Annotated in this window: 22 protein-coding genes and 2 riboswitches; of the genes, 3 read left to right on the forward strand and 19 right to left on the reverse strand. The window is 68.1% G+C overall.

All coding sequences use genetic code 11. The features are described 5' to 3' along the window. Window positions 1-25: 25 nt before the first annotated feature. On the forward strand, window positions 26-1,909 hold the full coding sequence (locus tag G6N32_RS14690; protein WP_115320214.1) for a substrate-binding domain-containing protein: 1,884 nt from the start codon (window positions 26-28) through the stop codon (window positions 1,907-1,909). Here the strand turns inward: G6N32_RS14690 and G6N32_RS14695 are convergent. From G6N32_RS14695 to secA2, 12 genes are all read right to left on the reverse strand, one after another. Next, on the reverse strand, window positions 1,906-2,733 hold the full coding sequence (locus G6N32_RS14695; RefSeq protein ID WP_115321213.1) for an alpha/beta fold hydrolase: 828 nt from the start codon (window positions 2,731-2,733) through the stop codon (window positions 1,906-1,908). The genes G6N32_RS14690 and G6N32_RS14695 overlap by 4 nt on opposite strands. A gap of 129 nt (window positions 2,734-2,862) precedes the next feature. Beyond that, window positions 2,863-5,718, reverse strand: coding sequence for an aminomethyl-transferring glycine dehydrogenase (gcvP, locus tag G6N32_RS14700; protein ID WP_115320215.1), 2,856 nt, complete (start codon window positions 5,716-5,718; stop codon window positions 2,863-2,865). Window positions 5,719-5,754: 36 nt separating this feature from the next. Continuing rightward, window positions 5,755-5,889, reverse strand: a riboswitch (glycine riboswitch). Beyond that, window positions 5,890-5,987, reverse strand: a riboswitch (glycine riboswitch). Between the two features lie 21 nt (window positions 5,988-6,008). Then, window positions 6,009-6,653, reverse strand: a complete 645-nt coding sequence (locus G6N32_RS14705) for a MerR family transcriptional regulator (protein ID WP_083119051.1) — start codon at window positions 6,651-6,653, stop codon at window positions 6,009-6,011. A gap of 211 nt (window positions 6,654-6,864) precedes the next feature. Continuing rightward, on the reverse strand, window positions 6,865-7,359 hold the full coding sequence (locus tag G6N32_RS14710) for a bifunctional nuclease family protein (protein ID WP_115320216.1): 495 nt from the start codon (window positions 7,357-7,359) through the stop codon (window positions 6,865-6,867). A gap of 46 nt (window positions 7,360-7,405) precedes the next feature. Next, complete coding sequence (ftsR, locus tag G6N32_RS14715; RefSeq protein WP_115320217.1) at window positions 7,406-8,152, reverse strand: transcriptional regulator FtsR; 747 nt, start codon at window positions 8,150-8,152, stop codon at window positions 7,406-7,408. Continuing rightward, the gene (gene garA, locus G6N32_RS14720) at window positions 8,152-8,619 is read right to left on the reverse strand and encodes a glycogen accumulation regulator GarA (protein ID WP_232077118.1); all 468 of its coding nucleotides are present in this window, start codon (window positions 8,617-8,619) and stop codon (window positions 8,152-8,154) included. Before garA ends, ftsR begins: the two co-directional genes overlap by 1 nt. A 156-nt stretch (window positions 8,620-8,775) precedes the next feature. Beyond that, entirely contained in the window at window positions 8,776-9,171 is a 396-nt protein-coding gene (gcvH, locus tag G6N32_RS14725) for a glycine cleavage system protein GcvH (protein ID WP_083119047.1), read from the reverse strand. Between the two features lie 22 nt (window positions 9,172-9,193). Next, window positions 9,194-10,072, reverse strand: a complete 879-nt coding sequence (locus G6N32_RS14730) for a DUF881 domain-containing protein (protein ID WP_115320219.1) — start codon at window positions 10,070-10,072, stop codon at window positions 9,194-9,196. Then, a complete protein-coding gene (locus G6N32_RS14735) occupies window positions 9,957-10,289 on the reverse strand; it encodes a small basic family protein (RefSeq protein ID WP_036344963.1) in 333 nt (110 codons plus the stop codon). The genes G6N32_RS14730 and G6N32_RS14735 overlap by 116 nt, the downstream gene beginning before the upstream one ends. Window positions 10,290-10,304: 15 nt before the next feature. Continuing rightward, complete coding sequence (locus G6N32_RS14740) at window positions 10,305-11,219, reverse strand: DUF881 domain-containing protein (RefSeq protein ID WP_115320220.1); 915 nt, start codon at window positions 11,217-11,219, stop codon at window positions 10,305-10,307. Then, the gene (locus tag G6N32_RS14745; RefSeq protein ID WP_115320221.1) at window positions 11,206-11,802 is read right to left on the reverse strand and encodes a CDP-alcohol phosphatidyltransferase family protein; all 597 of its coding nucleotides are present in this window, start codon (window positions 11,800-11,802) and stop codon (window positions 11,206-11,208) included. The genes G6N32_RS14740 and G6N32_RS14745 overlap by 14 nt, the downstream gene beginning before the upstream one ends. A 16-nt stretch (window positions 11,803-11,818) precedes the next feature. Beyond that, window positions 11,819-14,089 (reverse strand): accessory Sec system translocase SecA2, encoded by a 2,271-nt coding sequence (gene secA2 / locus G6N32_RS14750; RefSeq protein WP_218565266.1) that lies wholly within the window; start codon window positions 14,087-14,089, stop codon window positions 11,819-11,821. Window positions 14,090-14,410: 321 nt separating this feature from the next. Here secA2 and G6N32_RS14755 point away from each other — a divergent pair, with 321 nt between their 5' ends. Then, window positions 14,411-16,324 carry an ABC transporter ATP-binding protein/permease gene (locus tag G6N32_RS14755; protein WP_115320223.1) on the forward strand — a complete coding sequence of 638 codons (1,914 nt, stop codon included), beginning with the start codon at window positions 14,411-14,413 and terminating at the stop codon, window positions 16,322-16,324. Here the strand turns inward: G6N32_RS14755 and G6N32_RS14760 are convergent. From G6N32_RS14760 to G6N32_RS14770, 3 genes are read right to left on the reverse strand one after another with little or no spacing between them, the layout of a single operon-like run. Beyond that, entirely contained in the window at window positions 16,321-17,799 is a 1,479-nt protein-coding gene (locus tag G6N32_RS14760) for an FAD-binding protein (RefSeq protein ID WP_115320224.1), read from the reverse strand. The two genes, G6N32_RS14755 and G6N32_RS14760, sit on opposite strands and share 4 nt — an antisense overlap. Next, window positions 17,796-18,287, reverse strand: a complete 492-nt coding sequence (locus G6N32_RS14765; RefSeq protein ID WP_115320225.1) for a VOC family protein — start codon at window positions 18,285-18,287, stop codon at window positions 17,796-17,798. Before G6N32_RS14765 ends, G6N32_RS14760 begins: the two co-directional genes overlap by 4 nt. A 45-nt stretch (window positions 18,288-18,332) precedes the next feature. Next, a complete protein-coding gene (locus G6N32_RS14770; protein ID WP_197935712.1) occupies window positions 18,333-19,025 on the reverse strand; it encodes a TetR/AcrR family transcriptional regulator in 693 nt (230 codons plus the stop codon). A 109-nt stretch (window positions 19,026-19,134) separates the two neighbouring features. On the opposite strand from G6N32_RS14770, the gene G6N32_RS14775 reads away from it, so the two are divergent. Continuing rightward, entirely contained in the window at window positions 19,135-19,575 is a 441-nt protein-coding gene (locus G6N32_RS14775) for a nitroreductase/quinone reductase family protein (RefSeq protein ID WP_115320227.1), read from the forward strand. A gap of 61 nt (window positions 19,576-19,636) precedes the next feature. On the opposite strand, the gene G6N32_RS14780 is transcribed toward G6N32_RS14775, so the two are convergent. The 4 genes from G6N32_RS14780 to G6N32_RS14795 all read right to left on the reverse strand — a co-directional run bounded on the left by G6N32_RS14780 (window position 19,637) and on the right by G6N32_RS14795 (window position 23,540). Then, entirely contained in the window at window positions 19,637-20,332 is a 696-nt protein-coding gene (locus tag G6N32_RS14780) for an Rv1815 family serine proteinase (RefSeq protein ID WP_115320228.1), read from the reverse strand. 152 nt (window positions 20,333-20,484) lie between these two features. Beyond that, on the reverse strand, window positions 20,485-21,900 hold the full coding sequence (locus G6N32_RS14785; RefSeq protein ID WP_115320229.1) for an NAD(P)/FAD-dependent oxidoreductase: 1,416 nt from the start codon (window positions 21,898-21,900) through the stop codon (window positions 20,485-20,487). A 28-nt stretch (window positions 21,901-21,928) separates the two neighbouring features. Next, window positions 21,929-23,053 (reverse strand): cation:proton antiporter, encoded by a 1,125-nt coding sequence (locus G6N32_RS14790; protein ID WP_115320230.1) that lies wholly within the window; start codon window positions 23,051-23,053, stop codon window positions 21,929-21,931. A 4-nt stretch (window positions 23,054-23,057) separates the two neighbouring features. After that, entirely contained in the window at window positions 23,058-23,540 is a 483-nt protein-coding gene (locus tag G6N32_RS14795) for a cation:proton antiporter regulatory subunit (RefSeq protein ID WP_115321235.1), read from the reverse strand. Window positions 23,541-23,542 lie beyond the last annotated feature (2 nt).

Consider the following 23,542-nt stretch of genomic DNA (forward strand, 5'->3'; position numbering starts at 1 on the left):
ACAGGGAAGAGGATCAAGCACCGCCATGGGCAGGCACAGTAGACCGGGTCCCGGAGGTTCATTCGGTGACGAGCCTGCCGACGACAATCCGACCGGTCGCTTCGCCCGTCCCGGTGATGCGGATGGTTCCGGCGTCGATGATGCACATGACGACACCGGCTCCGCTGCGCTGACCGACACCGCCCGCCGCAGAATCGCTTTCGAGGGCGGGCACCGCAGCGAGAGCGGCCGCCGCGGGGTGAGTCTCGGGGTGATCGCCGCGCTGATCACGGTCGTGGTGGTGGTCGGCGCGGTGATCCTGTGGCGGTTCTTCGGTGATGCGCTGTCCCATCGGTCGACCGACGCCGCCCAGAAGTGCCTGGGCGGCACCCTCAACGTCGGGGTGGTGGCCGACCCGTCGATCGTCGACGATGTCAACAACTTCGCCAAGGGTTTCAACGCCACGGTCACCCCGGTCGGGGATCGCTGCGTGAAAATGGTTGTCACCGCGGCCGACTCGGATCGGGTGGTCGACGGATTCGTCTCCAGCTGGCCCGGCGATCTCGGCGAGCGTCCGGCGCTGTGGATTCCGGCCAGTTCCATCGGTGCGGCGCGCCTGCAATCCACCGCGGGCAAGGAAGTCGTCAGCGACGCCCGATCGCTGGTCACGTCGCCTGTGGTTCTCGCGGTTCGACCGCAGCTCAAAGACGCCCTGGGACAGCAGGGTTGGGCGGCGCTGCCGGGCTTGCAATCCAACCCGACCGCGCTGGACGGTCTGAACCTGCCCGGTTGGGGCTCGCTGCGCCTGGCCCTGCCCACCGTCGGCGATGCCGACGCCACCTACCTGGCCGCCGAAGCGGTGGCCTCGACGTCGGCGCCGGCGAACGCGCCGGCCACGGCCGGCCTCGGCGCGGTCAACGGTCTGGTCGCCGGCCAGCCCAAGCTCGCCGACGACACCGCCGACACGGCGTGGAAGTCCCTGCTGGGTTCCGGCGACCCCGGTGCGCCCGTGCACGCGGTGGCGACGACGGAACAGCAGTTGTTCGCCCGCGCGTCGTCGACGCCGGACGCCAAGAACAGTGTCGCCGAATGGTTGCCGTCGGGACCGGTGGCGGTGGCCGACTACCCCACTGTCTTGCTGTCCGGGACCTGGTTGTCCGAGGAACAGATCAGTGCGGCAAGCCAGTTCGCCCGGTTCATGCGTAAACCCGAACAGCTCAGCGCCTTGGCGAAGGCCGGCTTCCGCGCCGAGGGCACCAATCCGCCGGGTAACGATGTGGTCAGCTTCCCGCAACTGGGTTCGCCACTGACCATCGAGGACGAGTCGGTGCGGGCCACGCTCGCGGCGGCGGTGTCCACTCCGGCCACCGGGTCGGCCACCACGATCATGCTCAACCAGGCGATGGGCACCGACGAGGGCGGCAAGTCGCGGCTGGCCAATGTGGTGACCGCACTGACCAACCGGATCGGGGCGCTGCCGTCGAACGCGGCGGTCGGGCTGTGGACGTTCAACGGTGTCGAGGGCAAGTCGGCGGTGCCACTGGCGCCGGTATCGGATCAGGCCGCGGCGCTGACGAACACGCTGGGCGGGTTGGCGCCGTCGGGCAGCGGTGCCGTGTCGTTCACCACGCTGCGGCTGGCCTACGGCGAGGCGCTGGCGAACTTCCGTCAGGGCCAGGCCAATTCGATGCTGGTGATCACCCAGGGCCCGCACACCGATCAGACGCTGGACGGCCCCGGGCTGGTTCAGTACGTGAAGTCGGCGGCCGATCCGGCCAAGCCCGTGGCGATCAACGTGATCGATTTCGGTGACGACTCCGACCGGGCGACGTGGGAAGCCGTCGCGCAGGCCTCGGGCGGCACGTACCAGAATGTCGCGACGTCCGACTCGCCGGACCTGGCGACGGCCGTGTCGACCCTGTTGTCCTAAATCTGCAGCAGCCGTCGGGCGCCCGCGGTGAATTCGTCGGGCACCTCGATCTGCGGGTAGTGGCCGATGCCGGCCAGTTCGATCACCTCAGCGGCAGGCCGCAACTCCCGCAGGCCGGCCAGGACGCTGGTGGTGGCCACCGGATCGCCGGTGGCCCAGAGGAATCCGAGCGGCTTGTCCCAGTCGCGGACGGCCCCGTGCCACCGGTCGGCGAAACGTACCCGTTCGTTGAGGTAGGCGCACAGCAGGTTCAGGATGCGATGGCCGTCGTCGCGTGCCAGCAGCGCCCACTGGGCCTGGGCCTCCGCGTCCGAGAGCGGATGCGCGGCGCTGAACAGCTTGGCGAAACCGCGCAGGAAGCCTCGCTGGTTGGTCAGCCGGGCGAACAGCGGGCCGAGCGGGCCACGCAGGATCTTCTGACTGGGCCGCAGGCTGGCGCGCTCGATGATGACGCTGCCGTTGGTGAGGACGGCGCGCTGGATCTCGAACGGCAGCGTGCCTGCGACGTCACGGGCCAGCAGTTCGGTGGCCACCGACGTGCCCATGTCGTGGGCGAGCAGCACCACCGGGCCCGGTGCGGCGTCGGCGACGACCTGCGCCACGATGTCGGCCTGCTCGAGCAGGCTGTAGCGGTGCGGGCGGGGCTTGTCCGACAGTCCGAAGCCGAGGAAGTCCAGCGTCAGCCAGGCCTGGTCCCCCAGGCGATCGACGACGCCGCGGAAATCGTAGGAACTCGACGGGAAGCCGTGCAGCAGAAGCAGGGTCGGGCCGGACGAGCCGGCGTGAGAGCGGACGAAGACATTGCCGGCGCTCGTGGACAGCATCCGGCCGCCCTCTTGCCACTGGCGAACCTCGGCTGGCAGCACAGGGTGACGCTATCAGGCATCGAGTCAGAACAGAGGGCGATGTTTCGGGCCGAAGGTTCGCCCTCAGTTTTGACTCGACGAGAAGCGCTAGGCGAACGCCTCCACCGGCGGGCAGGAGCACACCAGGTTCCGGTCGCCGTACGCCCCGTCGATGCGGCGCACCGGCGGCCACACCTTCGCCCGGTTTCCCTTGCCCAGCGGGTAGGCCGCCTGCTCGCGGGTGTACGGGTGGGTCCACTCGTCGACCAGCAGGCATTCGGCGGTGTGCGGTGAGTTCCGCAGCGGATTGTCCTCGGCCGGCCACTCCCCCGAGCCGACCTTGTCGATCTCGGCGCGGATCGCGATCATCGCCTCGCAGAACGCGTCCACCTCGGCCAGGCTCTCACTCTCGGTGGGCTCCACCATCAACGTGCCGGCCACCGGGAAGCTCATGGTCGGTGCGTGGAAACCGAAGTCCGCCAACCGCTTCGCCACATCGTCGACGGTCACGCCGGTGGACTTGGTGATCCCCCGCAGGTCGAGGATGCACTCGTGGGCGACCATGCCGTTCTCGCCGGTGTAGAGCACCGGGTAGTACTCGTCGAGGCGGCGCGCGATGTAGTTGGCCGAGGCGATCGCGGTGAGCGTGGCTTCGCGCAGGCCGCCCGCGCCCATCATCCGGATGTAGGCCCACGTGATCGGCAGGATCGACGCCGATCCGTACGGGGCCCCTGACACCGGGTGGCCCTTCGGCAGCTCCTCGGCCATCGGGTGGCCGGGCAGGAACGCCGCCAGGTGCGACCGCACCGCCACCGGCCCGACGCCGGGGCCGCCCCCGCCGTGCGGGATGCAGAACGTCTTGTGCAGATTCAGGTGGCTGACGTCGCCGCCGAACTTGCCCGGCCGGGCCAGCCCGACGAGGGCGTTGAGGTTGGCGCCGTCGACGTACACCTGCCCGCCGGCGTCGTGCACCGCGGCGCAGATGTTGGCGATGTCGTGCTCGTACACCCCGTGGGTCGACGGGTAGGTGATCATCAGCGCGGCCAGTCGCTCGGCATGCTCACCGATCTTGGCGCGCAGGTCGTCGAGGTCGACATCGCCGTTCTCGCGGCAGGCCACCACGACCACCCGCATCCCGACCATGGCCGCGGACGCCGCGTTGGTCCCGTGCGCGCTGGACGGGATCAGGCACACGTCGCGACCGGTGTCGCCGTTGGCCAGGTGATAGTCGCGGATGGCCAGCAGGCCGGCGTATTCACCCTGCGATCCGGCGTTGGGCTGCAACGAGATTGCGTCGTACCCGGTAACACCGGTCAGCCAGCCTTCCAGGTCGGCGATCAGCTTGCGCAGTCCCGGGGTGTCACCGGCAGGGGCGAACGGATGCTGACGGCCGAACTCCGGCCAGGTGATCGACTCCATCTCGGCGGCGGCGTTGAGCTTCATCGTGCACGACCCCAGCGGAATCATGCTGCGGTCCAGCGCGATGTCCTTGTCGGCCAACGTGCGCAGGTAGCGCATCATCTCGGTTTCGGTGCGGTAGCGGTGGAACGCCGGGTGGGTGAGGAATTCGCTTGTCCGCGAATCGATTTCGGGACCCGTGTACTCGCCTGCCGGGCCGGCGCCGAACGACTCCAGCACCAGGGCGACGTGTGCGGGAGTGGTGGCCTCGTCGCACGTGACCGACACGTGGTCGGCGTCCACCCGCCAGATGTTGATGCCGCGGCCCTTGGCCTCGGCCTGCACCGCGGCAGCGCGGTTCGGGACGTGCACCAGCACGGTGTCGAAGAAGGTGTCGTGCACCACCTCGACGCCGGCAGCGCTCAGCCCGGCGGCCAGCGAGCGGGCGTGGGAGTGCACGCGCCGGGCGATCCCGGTCAGACCCTGCGGACCGTGGTAGCTGGCGTAGGAGGCGGCCATCACCGCCAGCAGCACCTGTGCGGTGCAGATGTTGGAGGTCGCCTTGTCGCGGCGGATGTGCTGTTCGCGGGTTTGCAGCGACAACCGGTACGCCGGCGCGCCGTCACTGTCCACCGACACCCCGACCAGGCGGCCGGGCAACTGGCGGGCGTGCTTGTTGTGCACCGCAAGGAAACCGGCGTGCGGGCCACCGAATCCCATTGGCACACCGAATCTCTGCGCGCTTCCGAACGCGACGTCGGCGCCCAGCTCACCCGGCGGGGCGATCAGCGTCATCGCCAACAGGTCGGCTCCCAGTGCCACCAGCGCGCCGCGCTCGTGGGCCTGCTCGACCAGCTTGGACCAGTCGGTCACCCGACCACTGGCGCCGGGAAGCTGCGCGATGACGCCGAAGAACTCACCGTCGGGAAGCCCGCCCCGCAGGTCCGCGGTGACGATCTCGATGCCCAGCGGCTCGGCGCGGGTCGCCAGGATGGCTGCGGTCTGGGCGAACATGTCCTCGTCGACCGCAAGCCGATTGGCCGAACCGCGCGACGCGCGGTGCATCAGCGTCATCGCCTCGGCGGCCGCGGTGGACTCGTCGAGCATCGAGGCGTTGGCCAGATCCAGCCCGGTCAGGTCGGCGATCATCGTCTGGAAGTTCAGCAGCACCTCGAGCCGGCCCTGGCTGATCTCCGGCTGATACGGCGTGTACGCGGTGTACCAGGCCGGGTTCTCCAGGATGTTGCGCAGCAGCACCGGTGGGGTGAGCGTGTCGTAGTAGCCCTGGCCGATCATCGACACCGCGATGGTGTTGGTGTCGGCCAGTGCCCGCAGCTCGGCGAGCGCCTCGTGCTCGCCCACCGCGGCGGGCAGCTGATCGAGGCCGGGTGCGATGCCGTCGGCGGACAGCGCATCGAGGATGCCCGCAGGCAGCGCCTTGGCCGCGAGTTCCTCGAGCGAGGCGACCCCGATCACGTCGAGCATGGTGGCCAATGCGTCGGAATCGGGTCCGATGTGACGATCGGCGAAGGTGGGGGTGTGATTGGACCCTGCGTGTTTCGACATGGGGACTCCTGACTTACGGCGCAGCCGTCAGCGGCGTCCTCTCCCTCTGTCGTCCACCCGGACCGGGCGCCTGAGAGATTCGGTCAGCCCGCATGTGGGCGGTGCTGCCTTTCCCCATGGGCGGGTGATCCCGGCGAGAAAAATCCGAGTCACCGCTTTCCAGAGGCATCGTGGCCACGCGCGGTCCGGGTGCCTGAGAGGTTGACGGAGAGGTGTTGCTCCTTCGGCGTCCGTGACTGGATGCCACGAAACTCTCCCGCGCGAGGGCGATACAGAGAAGATTCTAGCTGCTAACCGATCTTGCGGTCGCGGCTCTTGCGCCGGGACGCCAGCTCGTCCTCCGGCGAGGCGATCGACTCGCCGCCGTCGGCCCGCTCACCGGGGAAGTCGGCGATCGCGCCGGACAGTTCCCGCATGGCGCCGCTGACCGCGATGCCGAACACACCCTGCCCGCCCTGCAGCAGGTCGACGACCTCTTCGGCCGAGGTGCACTCGTACACCGTTGTGCCGTCAGAGAACAGAGTGATGTTGGCCAGGTCCTGCACGCCGCGTTGCCGCAGATGATCGACGGCGACGCGGATGTTGTGCAGCGAGATGCCGGTGTCGAGCAGGCGCTTGACGATCTTGAGGACCAGGATGTCCTTGAACGAGTACAGCCGCTGGCTGCCCGAGCCGGCCGCACCGCGGATGGACGGCACCACCAGCGAGGTACGCGCCCAGTAGTCCAACTGGCGGTAGGTGATTCCGGCGATCTGGCAGGCACTCGGCCCGCGGTAGCCGACCAATTCGTCGGGAACCGAGTCGTCGGGGAACAGCCCCTGCTGCACCGCCTCGCTCACCGGCGCGCCGGCGGGCGTGTCCGCCTCAAAGCGGCCATCGGAATCAGAGCCCGTGCCAGCAAGGTCCAACTGTCCCTGACGTGGCTGCTCGCCCACGATGCTTCCTCTCGCCGTTCGAACCTATGGCCCGCTTACCGCTCCACCAACCACGTTTGCCCAGTCCGAGTCCACCGAGCATACGCTTCTCGACGGGCGGTCGTGCTCGTCGTCGTGATGAAAGTATGGCTTCCCTTGGGCGTGCCAACGGTCATCCCTCGGGCGTGTCGAACCGCTTCGGCCAAGTGATACGTGTCCGTGATCTTGGTGGTCAGGTTGCCTTGAAATCGTCCGGGGACACACTGTCGAGGAATTCCTTGAACTTCTCGACCTCGTCTTCGCGGACCGCGCCGGTGGATTCCTCGTCGTTCTCGTCGGGGATCAGCAGCCCGGCCTCGGCCAGGACCGCCTCCTCCACGTAGATCGGCACGCCCATCCGCAGGGCGATCGCCACCGAGTCCGACGGACGCGCCGACACCTTGATGTCGCGGTCGAAGATCAGGTCGGCGAAGAAGGTGCCCTCCCGCAAATCCACGATGCGCACCTCTTTGAGCGAATGGCCCAGTGCGCCAATGACATCTCGGAACAGGTCGTGAGTCAACGGCCGGGTGGGCTCGACGCCCTGCTGTTCATACGCGATCGCGGTGGCCTCGGACTGGCCGATCCAGATCGGCAGATACCGATCGCCGTTGGACTCCCGCAGCAGCAGGACCGGCTGGTTCTGGGGCTGTTCGACGCGAATGCCCACCACACGAACCTCGCCCATCTGTGTCTGACCTCCGCGCTCGTTGCAGTCCTTTGGAGTCTAGTCCTCAGCGGTCGAGAACGTCTCGTACAGCGGACTTGATCAGCGACGTATGCAACGTGATTGCCAGCGCGGCGACCTCACGCGCCAAGTCGTCCGCGCGATCGCGTGCCCCGGTCTTCGACGCCTTGCCCACCGGGCCGGCGATCTGGGCGATCAGATCGGACTGCCGATCGGCCGCGGACCGGAACGCCCGCAGGTGCCGCGGTTCCACTCCGTAATCCCCCAGCGCTCGCGCACACTGTGCGATCACCACCGAATACTCGTCGAACAGCCCGCCCGGGCCGGTGGTGATCACGCCCGCTTTGCACAGCGCGGTCAGCAACTCCTCGCCAACGCCGGAGCGTTCCAGCAGATCTTCACGGCTCAGCCGCACCTGGGTGCGCGCTACGTCGGTCTCGGCGTCGGCGTCGTCACCGACTTGGCTGCCGTCCGCCACCGTCACCAAACGCGGTACGGCGTACGGCGATCCGACGTGTGGCAGTTCGCCGTCCGGCTGGGCGTCGAGCTGAGCCTTGATGACCTTCAGCGGCAGATAGTGGTCGCGCTGCGCGGTCAGGATGAACCGCAACCGTGCGCAGTCGTACGCGGTGAACCGTCGATACCCCGATGCGCTGCGCTCCGGCGTGACGAGACCTTCGGCTTCCAAGAATCGAATCTTGGAGATCGTCACGTCCGGGAAGTCCGGTCGCAGCAGGTCCAGGACCGCTCCGATAGACATCCCGGCAAGCGCGGGACTATCGGGGGCGGTCACTAGCTTCCCGGACCACCTTCGTCCTCGGCCGACTTCGGTCCGGTGAGGAACACCAGGCGGAACTTGCCGATCTGGACCTCGTCGCCGTTGGCAAGGGTGGCCGAGTCGACCGGTTCGCGGTTCACGTAGGTGCCGTTGAGGCTGCCGACGTCGACGACCTGGAATTCGTTGCCGTCCAAGCGGAACTCGGCATGCCGGCGGCTCACGGTCACGTCATCGAGGAAGATGTCGGAGTCCGGATGGCGGCCGGCCGACGTCGTCGCCTGGTCCAGCAGGAACCGCGAACCCGCGTTGGGGCCGCGCTTCACGACCAGCAGCGCCGAGCCGACCGGGAGACCTTCGACCCCGGACACCCCGCTCTCGCCGCTGGTGGCCGCCGGGGCGTCCAGCTCGTTGAGGAAGTCGGCCCGGAAGACGGACGTCGTCTCCACGGTGACTTCGTCAGAGTTCTGGTCCTTGTCGGTCACCCGTTGCTCCTTCACTGGCTGCCATGGCTGCACTTGGCGGGAATCCGCACAAGGCGCCCGTCCGCCTCACCAATCACTTACGACGACCGTACCGCGCAGTGGTCGTCGTTGTGCCCACCACCTCCGGATCGGTGGCTGGCAGGCACCCTAACAATGTCATTCAGTCACTGTGTCCCGATAGGCGTCCGCATCGAGCAACGCCGCCAACCCCTGTTCGAGGGTATCGCCGTCGACCTGCAACTCCAACAACCACCCCTGACCGTAGGGATCGGAGTTGACCAGTCCGGGGCTGCCTTCCAATTCACCGTTGACGGCAATCACTTTGGCCGACACAGGGGCGTAGAGGTCGGAAACCGACTTGGTGGACTCCACCTCGCCGAACGACTCACCGGACGTGACGTCGCTGCCCACCTCGGGGAGCTGCACGTACACCACGTCACCCAGCGAGGACTGGGCGAAGTCGGTGATACCGACGCGCACGGTGTCGTCACCGGTACGCAGCACCCACTCGTGCTCGGCGGTGTAGCGCAGGTCGGCTGGGATTTCGCTCACAGTGCTCCTCGGTGTCGGCTGCTCATTTGACGGGCTGAGCGTATTGGCGCGCTTTCGGTTGCCGCAAGGTGGTGATGTCCACACGGTCCGACTGCGCGACCGTCATTCGCCCGCCCACCCGTTCGACGCTGTCGACGGCGCCGCCCGGGATGTTCATCGCGGCAGCCAAGGTGGGCGGATCGCCAATGGCCAGAACAGAATACGGCGGGCTTAGAGTTCGTGTGTCGATCACCAGCGCGCCGGGGCTGCCGACCACCCAGGTGTCGACGCCGACGCGGACGGCCTGCTGCCCGGAGCGGATCTCCATCGCCTCGGCGCCGGCGGCTCGCAGTTCGTTGATGACGTCGAGCATGGTTTCGGGTGCGACGCCGGGTCCGGGATCGTCGATCGTGATCGTCACGCCGGGCCCGGTGGCGGCGACCGTGCCGATCAGGATCGACAGCGCAGCCAGCCTGGCCTGCGCGTTCTGGATCGCGGCCTGGTCGCTGCTGCCGGCGGTCTGCATGGCCGCGAGGTTGCGCTGAAGATCGGCCACCTCGGTGTTGAGCGTGGCTTCGCGTTGCTGCAGCGAGCCGAGCAGGACCAGCAGGTCGGCCGGGCGCGCGGTGTCCAGTGCGTCCCCGGTCTCGGTCTGCCGGGCCTGGGTGGCGATCGCCACCCCGAGCATCAGACACAGCAGCACGCCGAGCGCGCCGAACATGATCTGCGTGCGGCTGCGGGGCTTGCGTAGCGGCGCCGGCGCCGGGCCCGGCAGTTCGTGGCGGCCGTGTTCGTCGTCGGTCACCTCAGGCCCCGAACAGCCGGCGCCGCAGCGCGGCGGCGTTGCCGAAGATGCGGATGCCCAGCACGACGATGATCGCCGTCGACAGCTGGGTGCCCACGCCGAGCTGATCGCCGACATAGACGATCAGCGCTGCCACCAGCACGTTGAAAACGAATGAGACCACGAACACCTTCGGGTCGAAGATCTTCTCCAGGTAGGCCCGCAGCCCGCCGAACACCGCATCGAGCGCGGCGACGACGGCGATCGGCAGGTACGGCTGGATGACCTCGGGGACACTGGGATGCAATACCAGGCCCAGCACGATGCCGACGATGAGTGCGGCGATTCCGATCATCTGCTGGTGCGCCCCTTAACGGCCGATCTGCTTGGCAAATTTAATCTCCCGTACTGCGCTCGCCGGCAGCGACAGGCCGTCGCCGCTGCTCACGCTGACCCCCACCCCGTAAGACACTTCGAGCAGCCGCAGCCGCTGCAGCCCGCTGCTCCGATCGAAGGTATCGCGCATCTCGCCCGGCGGCCCCACCGCCAGGATCGTGTACGGGCTGCTGATCGGATGATTGTCGACCAGAATGGCGCCGCCCGCCTGACGGATCGTCACGTTGGGCCCCATCCGCACTCCCCCGACCGAGATCGCTTCGGCCCCACTGGCCCACAACGAGTTCACCGCCAGCTGCAGATCGCGATCCAGGATGATCTGCCTGCTGCCGGCCACCCGCTGTTTGGACACGTCGGACAGATCGCGCCCCATCCCGGGGTCGGTGACCGTGACGGACAGGCCCGGTCCGATGACCGCGGTGGTGGCCGCGGCCAGGCTGAGCGCGTCGAGCCTGCTGAGCAGATCCCGGCCTGCCGCATCGTCGCGCAGCTGGCGGCGCTGGATGGTGTCGGCCTGGGTGGCCAGCTCGTCGCGGCGCTGGGTGAGCCGGTCGGTGGTGCCTTCGGCGGATCGCACGCTGGCAGCCAGGACCTGCTGGGCGGCGTTGACGCCGGGCGCGGTGGTCCGGGCTTGCGCGACCGCCGCGGCGAACACCACCGCGATCAACACCGCCGCCACTGCCTGCCAGGCCCGGTCGGCGATCAGTCCGCGGGATTGTCCGCTCTTCTCCCGCGCAGCGGCAGCGGCGGCGTAGCCGGGGTCGAGATGTTCGGTGAGCAGCGAGCGCAACAGACCAGGCAGCGGAATGAGGGCAGGTCGCCGCTCGTGGCGTTCGCTGCGGCCGGCTCGCGGGTCGTAGCCGCCGAGCGCGCTGTCAGGTGCGGGCATCGCTGACGCCGGCCTTGGGCAGCGTGGTCACCACCAGACGGACTTGCAGCAGGTAGAGCACCGCCGACCACAGGTACATGCCGACACCCCACAGCAGGAAGCCCCAGCCGCAGGCGCCGATCACCCGGCTCCACGTCGCGTCCCACTGGCCGAGCAGCACCAGCGGGAAACCGGACATCAGCGCGAACGTCGCCGCCTTGCCGATGTAGGTGACCGGCAGCGCGGTGAGCCCGCGGCTGCGCACCACCGGCAAGGTGGCGGCGAGCACCAGATCGCGGCCGACCAGCGTCGCCACCAGCCACCACGGGACCACGCCCGCGAAGCCCATCCCCACGGGCACAGCCACCATGTAGACGCGGTCGACCAGCGGGTCCAGCAGGGCGCCGAGCTGTGACGATTGGTTTGGCACCAGGCGGGCGATCTTGCCGTCGGCCCAGTCGGAGAAGCCGCTGAACATCAGGATCGCCACCGCCCACCCGTACGCATCGGTGGCCAACAGCAGGTACAGGAACACCGGCACCAGCACGAGCCGGATCACCGACAAGACGTTCGGGATCGTCAGCACCCGGTCGCGACGGTCCATGGTGATGAACTTAGCCCTAGCGGAAGACCCCGGGCAGGCTCAGCGCCGACAACGTGTCGTCGTTGAGCGGGTTGTCGTGGACCATGTACGTCCAGGTCGACGTCGGCCGGGCCAGCTTCGAGAGGTCCAAGCCCTGCTCCTCTTCGAGGATGTTGGCGGTCTCGAAGGTCTGCTGGGCGGCTTCGATGGCGTCGGCCGCCAGGTGCGCGAACGCATCGACGGCCATCCGGTGGAACTCGTCGAGCGGGTTCTGCCTGCCCAGCGCGCGCAGGTGGATGCTCTCCCGGATGTCGGCCAGGTAGGCCAGGTGGTCGGCCCAGCCGCGGTCGAGGTGGAACAGCATGATCTGGCGGCAGATCGTCTCGAGCTGATCGTCGCCGGACTTCTCGGCCAGTTCCTCGTACCGTTCGGGCGACAGCTCTTTGAGCTCGTTGCGGGCCGCCGGCGTGCTCAGCAGGGTGTTGCGGCGCTCGACGATGATCGCGCGCTGCTGGGCGATGAGCTGGTTGTAGCGCCAGGTGTTGGCGTGGACATCGAGGAGCCGCCCCTCGGCCACCCGCTGGGCGTGGTCCAGCAGGGCGCCCGCCTTGGGGCTGGTGATCCTGCCGGTCTCGTCGGCCTCGGCGGGCAGCTTGCCCTCGTCGAGGTGCGCGACGACGACGTCGTCCTCCCAGCTGGCGAAGAACACCGACGAGCCGGGGTCGCCCTGCCGGCCGGCGCGGCCGCGCAGCTGGTTGTCGAGGCGTTCGGTGCGGTGCCGCCCGGTGCCGATGACATGCAGACCGCCGAGCTCGGCGACTTTATCGTGGTCGGTTTCTTCCGACCCGCCCAACCTGATGTCGGTGCCGCGGCCGGCCATCTGGGTCGACACCGTGACGGTGCCGAGCTTGCCGGCTTCGGCGATGACGGCGGCCTCTTCCTCGTCGTTCTTCGCGTTGAGCACCACCGCCGGGACGCCGCGGCGGACCAGCCGCTCATGCAGCTCTTCAGACTCGGCGACGTCGTGGGTGCCGACCAGAATCGGCTGACCGGTGGCGTGCACCTCGACGATGTGCTCCATGATCGCCTCGATCTTGGCCGCGGCGGTGATGTAGACGCGGTCGGCGGCATCCTCGCGGATGTTCGGCGTGTTGGGCGGGATCGGCGAGACACCGAGCTTGTAGAACTGGCGCAGCTGTTCACCGGCGGCCAGCGCGGTGCCGGTCATGCCGCACACCGTCGGGTACCGGTTGATCAGAGCCTGCACGGTGATGGTGTCCAGCACCTCGCCGGTCTCGGTGGTCTCGATGCCCTCCTTGGCCTCGACCGCGGCCTGCAGGCCGTCCGGCCACCGCTGCAGCGAGGCGATCCGCCCGCGTGAGGAGTTGATCAGCTGCACGGCGCCGTCGCGGACGATGTAGTGCACGTCGCGCTGCAGAAGCACATGCGCGTGCAGGGCGACGTTCACCTCGGTCAGCGTGGTGGTGACGTGCTCCTCGGAGTAGAGATCGATACCGCCGAGCGCGGCCTCGAGCTTCTTGGCGCCGGTGTCGGTGAGGTGCACGTTGCGGCTGTCGGCATCGGTGTCGTAGTCGATACCTGCCCGCAGATCGCCCACCAGCCGGACGATTTCGACCTTCGGGGTCTCGCGGTGGGTGGTGCCGGCCAGCACCAGCGGCACCAGGGCCTCGTCGACCAGCACGGAGTCGGCCTCGTCGATCAGCGCGACGTCGGGGTTGGGCGACACCAGATCGGCGACGTCGGTGACCAGCTGGTCGCGCAGGACGTCGAAGCCGATCTCGTTGACCGAGGCGTAGGTGACATCGCATTCGTAGGCGGCGCGGCGTTCCTGGGCGGTCGACTCGGCGGTGATCCAGCCCACCGTGAGGCCCATCGACTCGATCAGCGGCGCCATCCACTCTGCGTCGCGGCGGGCCAGGTAGTCGTTGATCGTCACGACGTGGACGTTGCGCCCGGCCAGTGCGTAGCCGGCGGCGGCGATGGCACCCGAGAGGGTCTTGCCCTCACCGGTGGCCATCTCGATGACGTCACCGGCGAGCATCCGCAGGGCACCGGCCAGCTGGACGTCGAACGGGCGCAGGCCGGTGGTGCGCTCCGCGGCTTCGCGGGCGATGGCCAGGAACTGCGGAATGTCGGACGACGACGCGAGGTCGCCGAGCTCCAGTAGCTTCGCGGCCTTGGCCAGTTGCTCGTCGTCGAGGCCCTTGGCCTTGTCGTCGAACTCGGCCGAGGCGTTCACCTCGGCCATCGAATGGGCCTTGGTCTTCTCGGTGGTGGCACCGAGCATGCGCCAGAAGCCCCGGCTGATGCGGCCGGGTCCGGCAACACTGTCCTTGCGAGTTTTCGCCACGGGTCAACGGTACCGTCGGCACGATTCGCCGCCCGATAGCAACCCGGACGTTGAGCAACCGTCGTTATCCGCCCGGACGGCTATCTTTGCTTCACTGCCCATGACTCGACCCGGGGGCGGGTCCGACGACACGCCGAATCTCACATTTCGCCCGTCATCTGACACACACGCGCGCCTTCGCCGGGATGCCGGGGTAGGTTCGCCGGGAAGCCAGCAGATCGGGCGTCGTGTGGTCGGCGCCGCAGGAGGAGAAGCGCGTTGGAGAAGTTCACCCCGTCGATGGACTGGGGACACGAGCTCGTCCCGTCCTTGATCTGGATTTCCAAAGCGTGGGCGATCAGCGCCGTTTTGAGTCTCATCGTGCTGGTCCTGCTGGCCCGCTACACGGTGTGGGGCCGGCAGTACTGGCGGATCACCGGGGATTACTTCAAAGGTCGCCAAAGCATCAGGGTGTGGATCTGGATCGCCGTGCTGTTGCTCTCGACGATCATCTCGGTGCGCCTCGACGTCTTGCTCAGCTACTACAGCAATGACCTGTTCACGTCGCTGCAGGTCGCGTTCCAGGGCGCAGGCGGCGGCAACGAGGAAGTTCGCCAGTCCGGTATCAACGGATTCTGGGCGGCGCTGATCCTGTTCGGCATCCTGGCGACCATCTACATCAGCCGGGTGATGCTGGACATCTACCTCATGCAGCGGTTCATCATTCGCTGGCGGGTGTGGCTCACCGACCGGCTCACCTGCGACTGGCTCGACGACCATGCCTACTACCGCACCCGGTTCACCGACACCGACATCGACAACCCCGATCAGCGCATCCAGTACGACATCGACATCTTCACCGCCGGGGTGGGGTCCTCGCCGAACACCCCGATGATCGGTAGCTCCAGCACGCTGCTGTTCGGCGCGATCAACTCGTTGGTGACGGTGGTTTCGTTCACCGTGATCTTGTGGAACCTGTCGGGTCCGCTGACGTTCCTGGGTGTCACCCTCGGGCACGCGCTGTTCTGGGTGGTGCTGGTCTACGTGCTGGTGGCGACGGTCATCGCGTTCTGGATCGGCCATCCGCTGATCCGGCTCAGTTTCCGCAACGAGCTCACCAACGCCGTCTTCCGCTACGCGCTGGTCCGGCTGCGTGATTCGGCCGAGGCCGTCGGCTTCTACCGCGGCGAGAACGCCGAGCGGGGCCTGCTGCGCGCCAAGTTCGCCCAGATCATCGCCAACTACAAGCGCTATGTGAATCGCACGATCGCGCTGACCGGCTGGAACCTGTCGATGAGCCAGATCATCAACCCGCTGCCGCTGGTGATCCAGGCGCCGCGGCTGTTCGCCGGGCAGATCGACCTCGGTGACGTCACCCAGTCGTCGAGCGCGTTCGGGTCGATCCACGACTCGCTGTCGTTCTTCCGCAACGCCTACGACTCGTTCGCCTCCTACCGGGCGGCCATCATTCGTCTGCACGGCCTGGTGGAAACCAACGCCGAGGCGCGCGAGCTGCCCAAGCTGACGACAGTCACCAGCACTGACGGTTCGGTGGAACTGCGCCGCGTCGAGGTCCGCACGCCCAGCGGCAGCCAGCTTGTCGATCCGATCGACCTGCGGCTGGAGTCCGGCGAGACACTGGTCATCACCGGGCCCTCGGGCGCGGGCAAGACCACGCTTCTGCGCAGCCTGGCCCAGCTATGGCCGTTCACCTCGGGCACCCTGTGCCGCCCCGGGGATGACGACACCATGTTCCTGTCGCAGATGCCGTATGTCCCGCTGGGCGACCTGCGGACGGTGGTGTCCTACCCCGCCACCTCCGGTGAGATCAGCGATGAGGACCTGCAACAGGCGCTGTCCAAGGTCGCTCTGTCGCACTTGACGATCCGCCTCAACGAGTCCCAGGACTGGGCCAAGGTCCTGTCGCCGGGCGAGCAGCAGCGCATCGCGTTCGCCCGCGTGCTGCTCACCAAACCCAAGGCGGTCTTCCTCGACGAAGCCACCTCGGCGCTCGACGAGGGTCTGGAGTTCGCGCTCTACGACATGGTGCGCACCGAGCTACCGGACACCATCCTGGTCAGCGTCAGCCACCGCAGCACCGTCGAGCAGCACCACGTCCGGCACCTGGAGCTGCTCGGCGAGGGCCAGTGGCGCCTCGGCCATGTCGAGGGCAACGAGCCGGCAACCGTTTAGCCTGCGGCGCGGGCACTTTCAGCCGCCACCGTGGCGGCGTGCGTTCCCGCCCGCCGGCCGAAGAAGGAGCCCTCCCCCAGCTGGGTGCCGCTGGCATAGCCCTTGCCGTCCTGAGCGATGTTGGACGCGCACGCGCCCGCCGCATACAGTCCCGGAATCACGCTGCCGTCGGCGCGCAACACCTCGCCGTCGACGTCGGTGGCCAGACCACCGACGGTGAAGCCGGAGTACATCGCCTTGCCCAGCGTCAGGTCGAAGGCACCCCACGGCCCCTTGTCTTGCGGCGCAAGGAATTCCGGCTGCTTGTGGAACTCCGGATCCTCGCCCTTGGCGGCGTGCTCGTTGTAGTTGGTGAGCGTCTCGACGAGATTGCCCGTCGGGATGCCCAGCGCGGCCTCCATCTCCTCGACCGTCTCCCAGCCGTCGATGAAGGTGATCAGCGGGATCTCCGGGCGCTGCATGTGCGCCTCGTCGACGATCAGGTACGCCGCACTGTCGGGCTGATCCATCACGAAACCCGACGTGCGCGAATGGTAGGAGTCTTCGGTGACGAACCGCTTGCCCTCCTTGTTGACGATGATTCCGGTCAACAGGATCGACGGCGGGTAAACCGGCGCGGTGATGAAGATCTGGTCCATGTGCTTGGTGGCCCCGCCCACCGACTCGCCGAGGCGGATGCCCAGGCCGTCGTCGTAGGTGTTGCCGAGCACAAAGGGCTTCTCCGCGAGCTTCGGCGTGAGCTTGGCGACCATCTCGGGGTTCATCACGAAACCGCCCGCGGCGATCACCACAGCCTTGGCCCGGATCGACCCGGTCTCGGTGAACTTCTTCCACGAGACGCCGACCACGGCCCCGTCGTCGACGACGAGATTCGTTGCGCCCGTTTCGTACCGGATCTGCACGCCCAGTTCGGCGGCCCGCTTGAGCAGCAGGTCGATCACCATCGCCGCACCCTGGGTGTCACCGGGAACCGGGACCTTGTGGCCGCGCGGGGCGGGCACCGCCATGTTCTTGTACGGCCACACCTTCTCGTTGCCGGTGAACATCAGCCCCTCGGTGTTGGGCTGGATCACCGCCTTCTCCGGGTAGTAGCTGCGCTCGAACGCGATCCCGAGCTCCTCGAGCCAGTTGAAATGCTCGACGCTGCCCTCGCAGTAGGCGCGGATCTTGTCGAGTTCGGGCTCGCGTGACACCGCGACGAGGTACTTGTACATCTCTTCGACGCTGTCGGTATGCCCGGTGGCCTGCTGGACGGCGGTGCCGCCGCCGAGGTAGAAGTGGCCGCCGGCCATCGAGGTCGTGCCACCTGCGACCGCGGCACGCTCGAGCACCAGCACCCGCGCACCGGCGGCCGCCGCGCTGACCGCAGCGCACCCGCCGCCGATGCCGAAGCCGATCACCACGACGTCGACCTCGTCGGACCATTCGGTCACATCCGCGGCGGCGACGGTCGCGGGAATGTCCAGGCCACTCATTGCTGCTCCTGTTTCACATAGTCGAAGAACGTGCGGATCTCGTCGGGGATGTAGGCGATTTCGAGGTAGGGCACGCCGGCCGCGGCGGCGGACAGGTAGGCGAACCGCATGCCGCCGGGCATCACCCCGCGGGCGACGACGTCCGTCGACTCGCCGCCGCCGGTCAGCGCGGCGTCGAACGCGTCGGCGTCGGGGACCTCGATGCAGATGTGGTGCAGCCCGGGGCCGCTCTGGGCGAGGAACTCGGTGTAGATGCTCTCGCCGCGCGTCGGCGCGATGAGTTCGAGCTGGGTGTCACCGGCGTAGCTCAACGAGATGTCGGCGTTGTAGTCGGCCGGGCTGCCGCGGTGTTCGCAGGTGTCGGGCCCGAAGTGCACATCGGGCATGCGAATCCATTTTCGGGCCCCGAGCAGCGTCGTCAGCGCCGCCTCGGTGGCATCCAGGTCGCGGGTCACCCACGCGATCTGGACAGGTGTCTGGTCGGTCATCGGTTCGAGGATATCCCCGGGCCGCCGGTGTGGCTAGAACGTGTTCTAGTTTTGCGGTCCCGCGGTCAGCAGCTCGATGGCGAGGTGGAGCTGCTCGTCGAACAACGCCCGAGGATCGGTGAAGGTGTCGGTGCCGTACTGGCCGAATACCTCGAGGCTGATCGCCCCGATCAGCATGGCCCAGATCGCGGTGCACCGGATCACCAGCGCATCGTCGCCGGGGAAGCCGAACTCGTCCCGCACATGGATCAGGTCGGTCGACATCGGTTGAGCCACATGGCGTTCAGTGAGGGCGATATCTCCGGTGGCCACCCCGGTGGCGACCGCGTCGAACAGCATGCCGATCACCCGGGTGCCCGGTCCGGTGGTCAGCTCGGCCGGCGCGTGATAGCCCGGCACCGGGCTGCCGTACAGCAGGGCCCACTCGGCGGGCTGACCCAGCGCCCAGTTGCGGATGGCGTGGGCGATGGTCGCGACGTCGGCTCGCCAGCCGCCATCGGTGTCCGCCCGCGCCTGCCCGACCGCGTCGGCGAGGTCGGAGTAGGCGTCGACCAGCAGAAGAGTCAGCAGGGCATCGCGGCTCGCGACGTAGCGGTACACCGCCGAGGACACCATGCCCAGCTCGCGGGCGATGGCCCGCACCGACAGCCCGGCCGCCCCCACGGTGGCCAGCTGCCTGCGCCCGATCTCGACGATCTGGGCTTCGATGCGTTGCCGCGCGTCCTCCCGTTTCCCCACGCGCCGAGTCTGACACAGCCGAGATCACTGCTCTTGCTTTTCGGCCATACCGCTGGCATCCTCGTTACGAGAGCACTGCTCTCTGAACGTCGAGTTGAGGGGACGCACCATGAATCAGCACTACGACCGTCCGAACGCTGCCGCCCGGGCGGCCAACGCCGTCATCCGCCGGCTCGCCGAGGCGGGCGTCAGCATCGCGGGCACGCAGGCGCTGCGCGTGCGCGGCCGCAAATCCGGCGCGCTGCGCAGTGTGGTCGTCAATGTGCTGCGGGTCGGCGACACCGAGTACCTGGTGTCCCCGCGCGGCAACACCCAATGGGCGCGCAATGCGCGGGCGGCGGGCGAGGTGGAGCTCGGCCCCCGGTGGCGCCGCAGACCGGTCCGCCTCACCGAGGTCGACGACGACGCCAAGCCGGCCCTGCTCCAGCGCTATATCGATCGGTGGTACTGGGAGGTCAAGGGCCACATCGCCGGCCTCACACCGCAGTCGACGGATACCGAATTACGTTCGGCCGCACCGGCAATCCCGGTGTTCGCGCTCGCGCGCTAGTTGATTGAGCGCTCAGGTGTCAGCTAGGCGTCGAATATGCGACGTCAGCGCTCAATGAACGTCAGTTGGCGTTGGCCTGCTCGGCGGCAGCGACGTTGACCACGTCGGCGCCGGCGCGCACCTGCTGGCTGGTGGCCACCCATGACACCGCCGCAGGCAGATTCCCCCAGGTGCTGTTGAACAGCCCGACGATCACGGCCTTGTTGTTGTCGATCGGCATGTACACCGGACCGCCGGAGTCACCCTTCTGGCTGACCACGCCGTTCTCCATGGTGAACCAGCCGTTGTTGACCCGCTCGATGGAGCCGCAGCTCTCGCCGGTGATCACGCCGAAATGGCAGACCGGCTGGCCGTTGGCCATCGGCGGGGCCGCCTCGGCGACCAGCTGGCGGCCGCCGGGCAGGATGTTGTTGACCGTGACGTCGGCGCCGAGGGTGATCATCTCGTAGTCGGAGATCACCTGGTCGGTGCGGACGACGGCACCGTCCGGGGTGTTGTCCTGGAAGGTCGACACCATGCCGATGAAGCGCCCGTCGCGGTCGGTGACCGGGCCGTCCGCCTGGCAGTGGCCGGCCGAGTAGGCCACCCGCGCCACCGGATCGACGTATCCGAGCGTGCAGACGTTGCTTGCTTGGCGAATTTCCATGCCGGGCGAGACGACGACGCCGGGGGCGGCTGCAGCGATCGGCGCCAAGGTCCCGGTGGCGGCGACAACAGCGGCAGTGGCGAGGACAACTTTCTGAGCAAAGCGCGACACTGTACACCCCGATCGGTCGGCGGTACGTCAAGGACGCGCCGCGGAAGTATCTCGACTGTGTATCGGCGCCGATTTCAAATCGTTACCAACGAACAATGACATACCCGGCGTGTCGCCGCACGAATCGCCGCAGATGGGGTTAAAAGCCGGAGCTAGGAGTCGAACCCCAGGCCCAGGCGGTCGAGGGTGCGCAGGATGAGGTTGCGCTTGCCCTCGTTGTGATCGGCCCGGTCCAACGACCACCGGGTGGCCTGAATGCCCACACTGGCCACCGGTTCGGGCGGGAACGGCAACGGCTTGCGGTTGACCATCTCCAGCTCGGTCCGCTCGGTGGGGTGACCGTCGAGCAGGTCGAGGCAGACGTCGGCGGCGAACCGTGCGGCGCCGACACCCAGACCGGTGAATCCGTTGACGTAGGCGATCCGGCCCCGGCCGGCCAGACCCCAGTGCGCACAGAACCGGGTGTTGGTGTCGATCGCACCGGCCCAGCGGTGGCTGAACCGGACGTCCTCGAGTTGCGGGAACGTGATGAAGAAGTGCGCGGCCAGCTTGCGGTAGCTCTCGGGCCGGTCTTCGTACATCGAATCGACGCGACGCCCGTAGTGATAGACCGCGTCGTACCCGCCCCAGACGATCCGGTTGTCCGCCGAGAGGCGGTAGTAGTGGAACTGGTTGGCGCTGTCTCCGATGCCCTGCCGGTTGCGCCATCCGATGCGGTCCAACTGGTCGTCGGTGAGCGGCTCGGTGGACAGCACGTAGTCGTACACCGGGATGGTGTGGAACCGGTTTCGCTTCAGCAGGCTCGGAAACACGTTGGTGGCCAACACAACCTGGTCGGCCTGGAGCACCCCGGCCGAGGTTTCCACCCGGATCCCCCGCTGTTCGCGCTGTACCGACGTCGCCGCGGTGTGCTCGAAGATCTCGACCCCGGCCTCCGAGCAGGCCCGGGCGAGTTCGAAGACCAGCCGGGCCGGGTGCACGATCGCGCAGGTGTCGGTCGCCCACAGCCCGGCCTGATAGGTCGGTGAGGCGACCTCGGCGCGCACGGCCGCCTGGTCCAGGAACCGGCCCTCGCCGCCGTCGGCGCCCTCGGCCAGCCACCCGACCTGATGGCGTTCGGTGGCGACGGTGAGCATGCCGGTGCGCTCCCAGTCCACGTTCATGCCGTAGGCGGCGATATCGGCCTGCATTCCGTCGAGGTTGGCCAGGCCGAGCTTCTCCAGGCGGTCGAATTCGTCTGGCCAGCGCGACTTTCCGTTCTCTGCGCCGTGGGTGATGCTGGCCTCGACGAAGCCGCCGTTGCGCCCCGATGCCGCCCAGCCGACCCGTTCGGCTTCGATCAGCACCACCCGCGCTGCGGGGTTGCGCGCCTTCGCGTGCAGGGCCGACCACAGGCCGGCGTAACCGCCGCCGACCACCAACAGGTCGCACGTCAGGTCGCTGGAGAGCCGGGGGTAGTCGGGGCGGGCGACCAGCGACGAGTCCAGCCACATCGATCCGAACGCGGCGGAGCCCAGCGCCCGGGCGATCAGGGCGGGGTCGACGTCGCGGTCAAATACGGTCTGCACCCCAGCATGGTGCCATGACGGGGGCGTCCTACCGGGCGAACCGCGCGAGTAGAGGCCCGACGATGGCCAGGACGAAAACATACGGCGTGGCCAGCGTCCCCACCGCAGCGACGGTGGTCCCCGCCAATCCGATGATCACCAGCGAGAACTCGCCGCGGGCGACCAGCGCGGTGCCCGCCCGAAGTTGGCCCGGCCTGCCGACTCCGTCGCGGCGGGCGGCATACACCCCGGTGGCCACCTTGGTGATCGCGGTGACGGCGGCCAGCAGTACGGCCGCAGGCAACATCGGTACCAGGTCCGCAGGCGCCACCGACAACCCGATCGCCAGGAAGAACACCGCCGCGAACAGATCCCGCAGCGGGGTGAGCACGGCGCGGGCCCGCTCAGCGGTCTCCCCGGTCAGCGTGAGTCCGACCAGGAATGCGCCCACCGCGGCCGAGGCGTGCAGATGTTCGGCAGCTGCGGCCACCAGCAGGGTCAGCCCGAGGATGCGCAACAGGAGTTGTTCGTCGTCGGGATGGCTGATCAGCCTGCCCAGATGATGGCCCCAGCGGTACGACGCCGCGAACACCAGGACCAGCGCGACCATCGCGGCAGCCATCCACAGCAGCGCCTCCCACCACGTGCCGCCGGCCGCCAGCACGGCCAGCAGCGGCAGGTAGGCGGCCATCGCGAAGTCTTCGAGCACCAGGATCGACAGCACGGCAGGGGTTTCCCGGTTGCCGAGCCGGCGCAGGTCGTTGAGTAGACGGGCGATCACGCCCGACGAGGAGATGAACGTGATGCCCGCCATCGCCAGGATGCCGACGAAGTTCAGGCCGAGCAGCCAGCCGGCGATCGCACCCGGGGTGGCGTTGAGGACGAGGTCGACACCGGCCGAGGGCAGGTGCCGACGCATGCTGGCCGCAAACTCGCCGATGGAGAACTCCAGGCCGAGGGTCAGCAGGAGCAGGACCACGCCGATCGTGGCGCCGGTGGACACGAACTCCCCCGCCGCAGGAACCGGCGCGATTCCGCCGTTGCCCAGGGCCAGCCCGGCGAGCAGGTAGAGCGGGATCGGTGAGAGCGCGAACCGGCGCGCCAGGGTTCCCAGGATCGTCAGGACCGTGAAGATGACGCCGAGCTCGAGCAGCAGCGCCGCCGACACAGCCACTAGATCATCCTTGGTCGACGATTCGACGGACGCCGGATATGCCGTGCTCGGTGCCGATCACGACCAGTACGTCGCGGGCGTGCAGCACCTGGTCGGGTTTCGGCGAGGCCAACACCTCTTCGTCGCGCACGATGGCCACGATCGATGCGCCGGTACGGGTGCGGGCCTTGGTGTCGCCCAGCGGGCGGTCGACGAACGGCGACCCCACCGCGATCTCGACCTGGCCGGCGTCCAGGCCGGGCACTTCCTTGGTCAGGTCGGCGAAGCTTTCCACCATTCGCGGGGCACCGAGGATCTGGGCCAGCGCGTCGGCTTCCTCGTCGGTGAGGCGGAACACCGGGCGTGCCTGGTCGGGGTCGGGGGCGCCGTAGACGACGACTTCGAAATCACCGCCGCGCCGGGCGATCACCCCAATGCGATTGCCGTCAGCGTTGTCGAACTCGTACCGCAGCCCGACTCCGGGCAGCAGGACCTCTTTGACCTCCATGG

It is taken from the genome of Mycolicibacterium aichiense, assembly GCF_010726245.1.
Classification (GTDB): Bacteria; Actinomycetota; Actinomycetes; order Mycobacteriales; family Mycobacteriaceae; genus Mycobacterium; species Mycobacterium aichiense.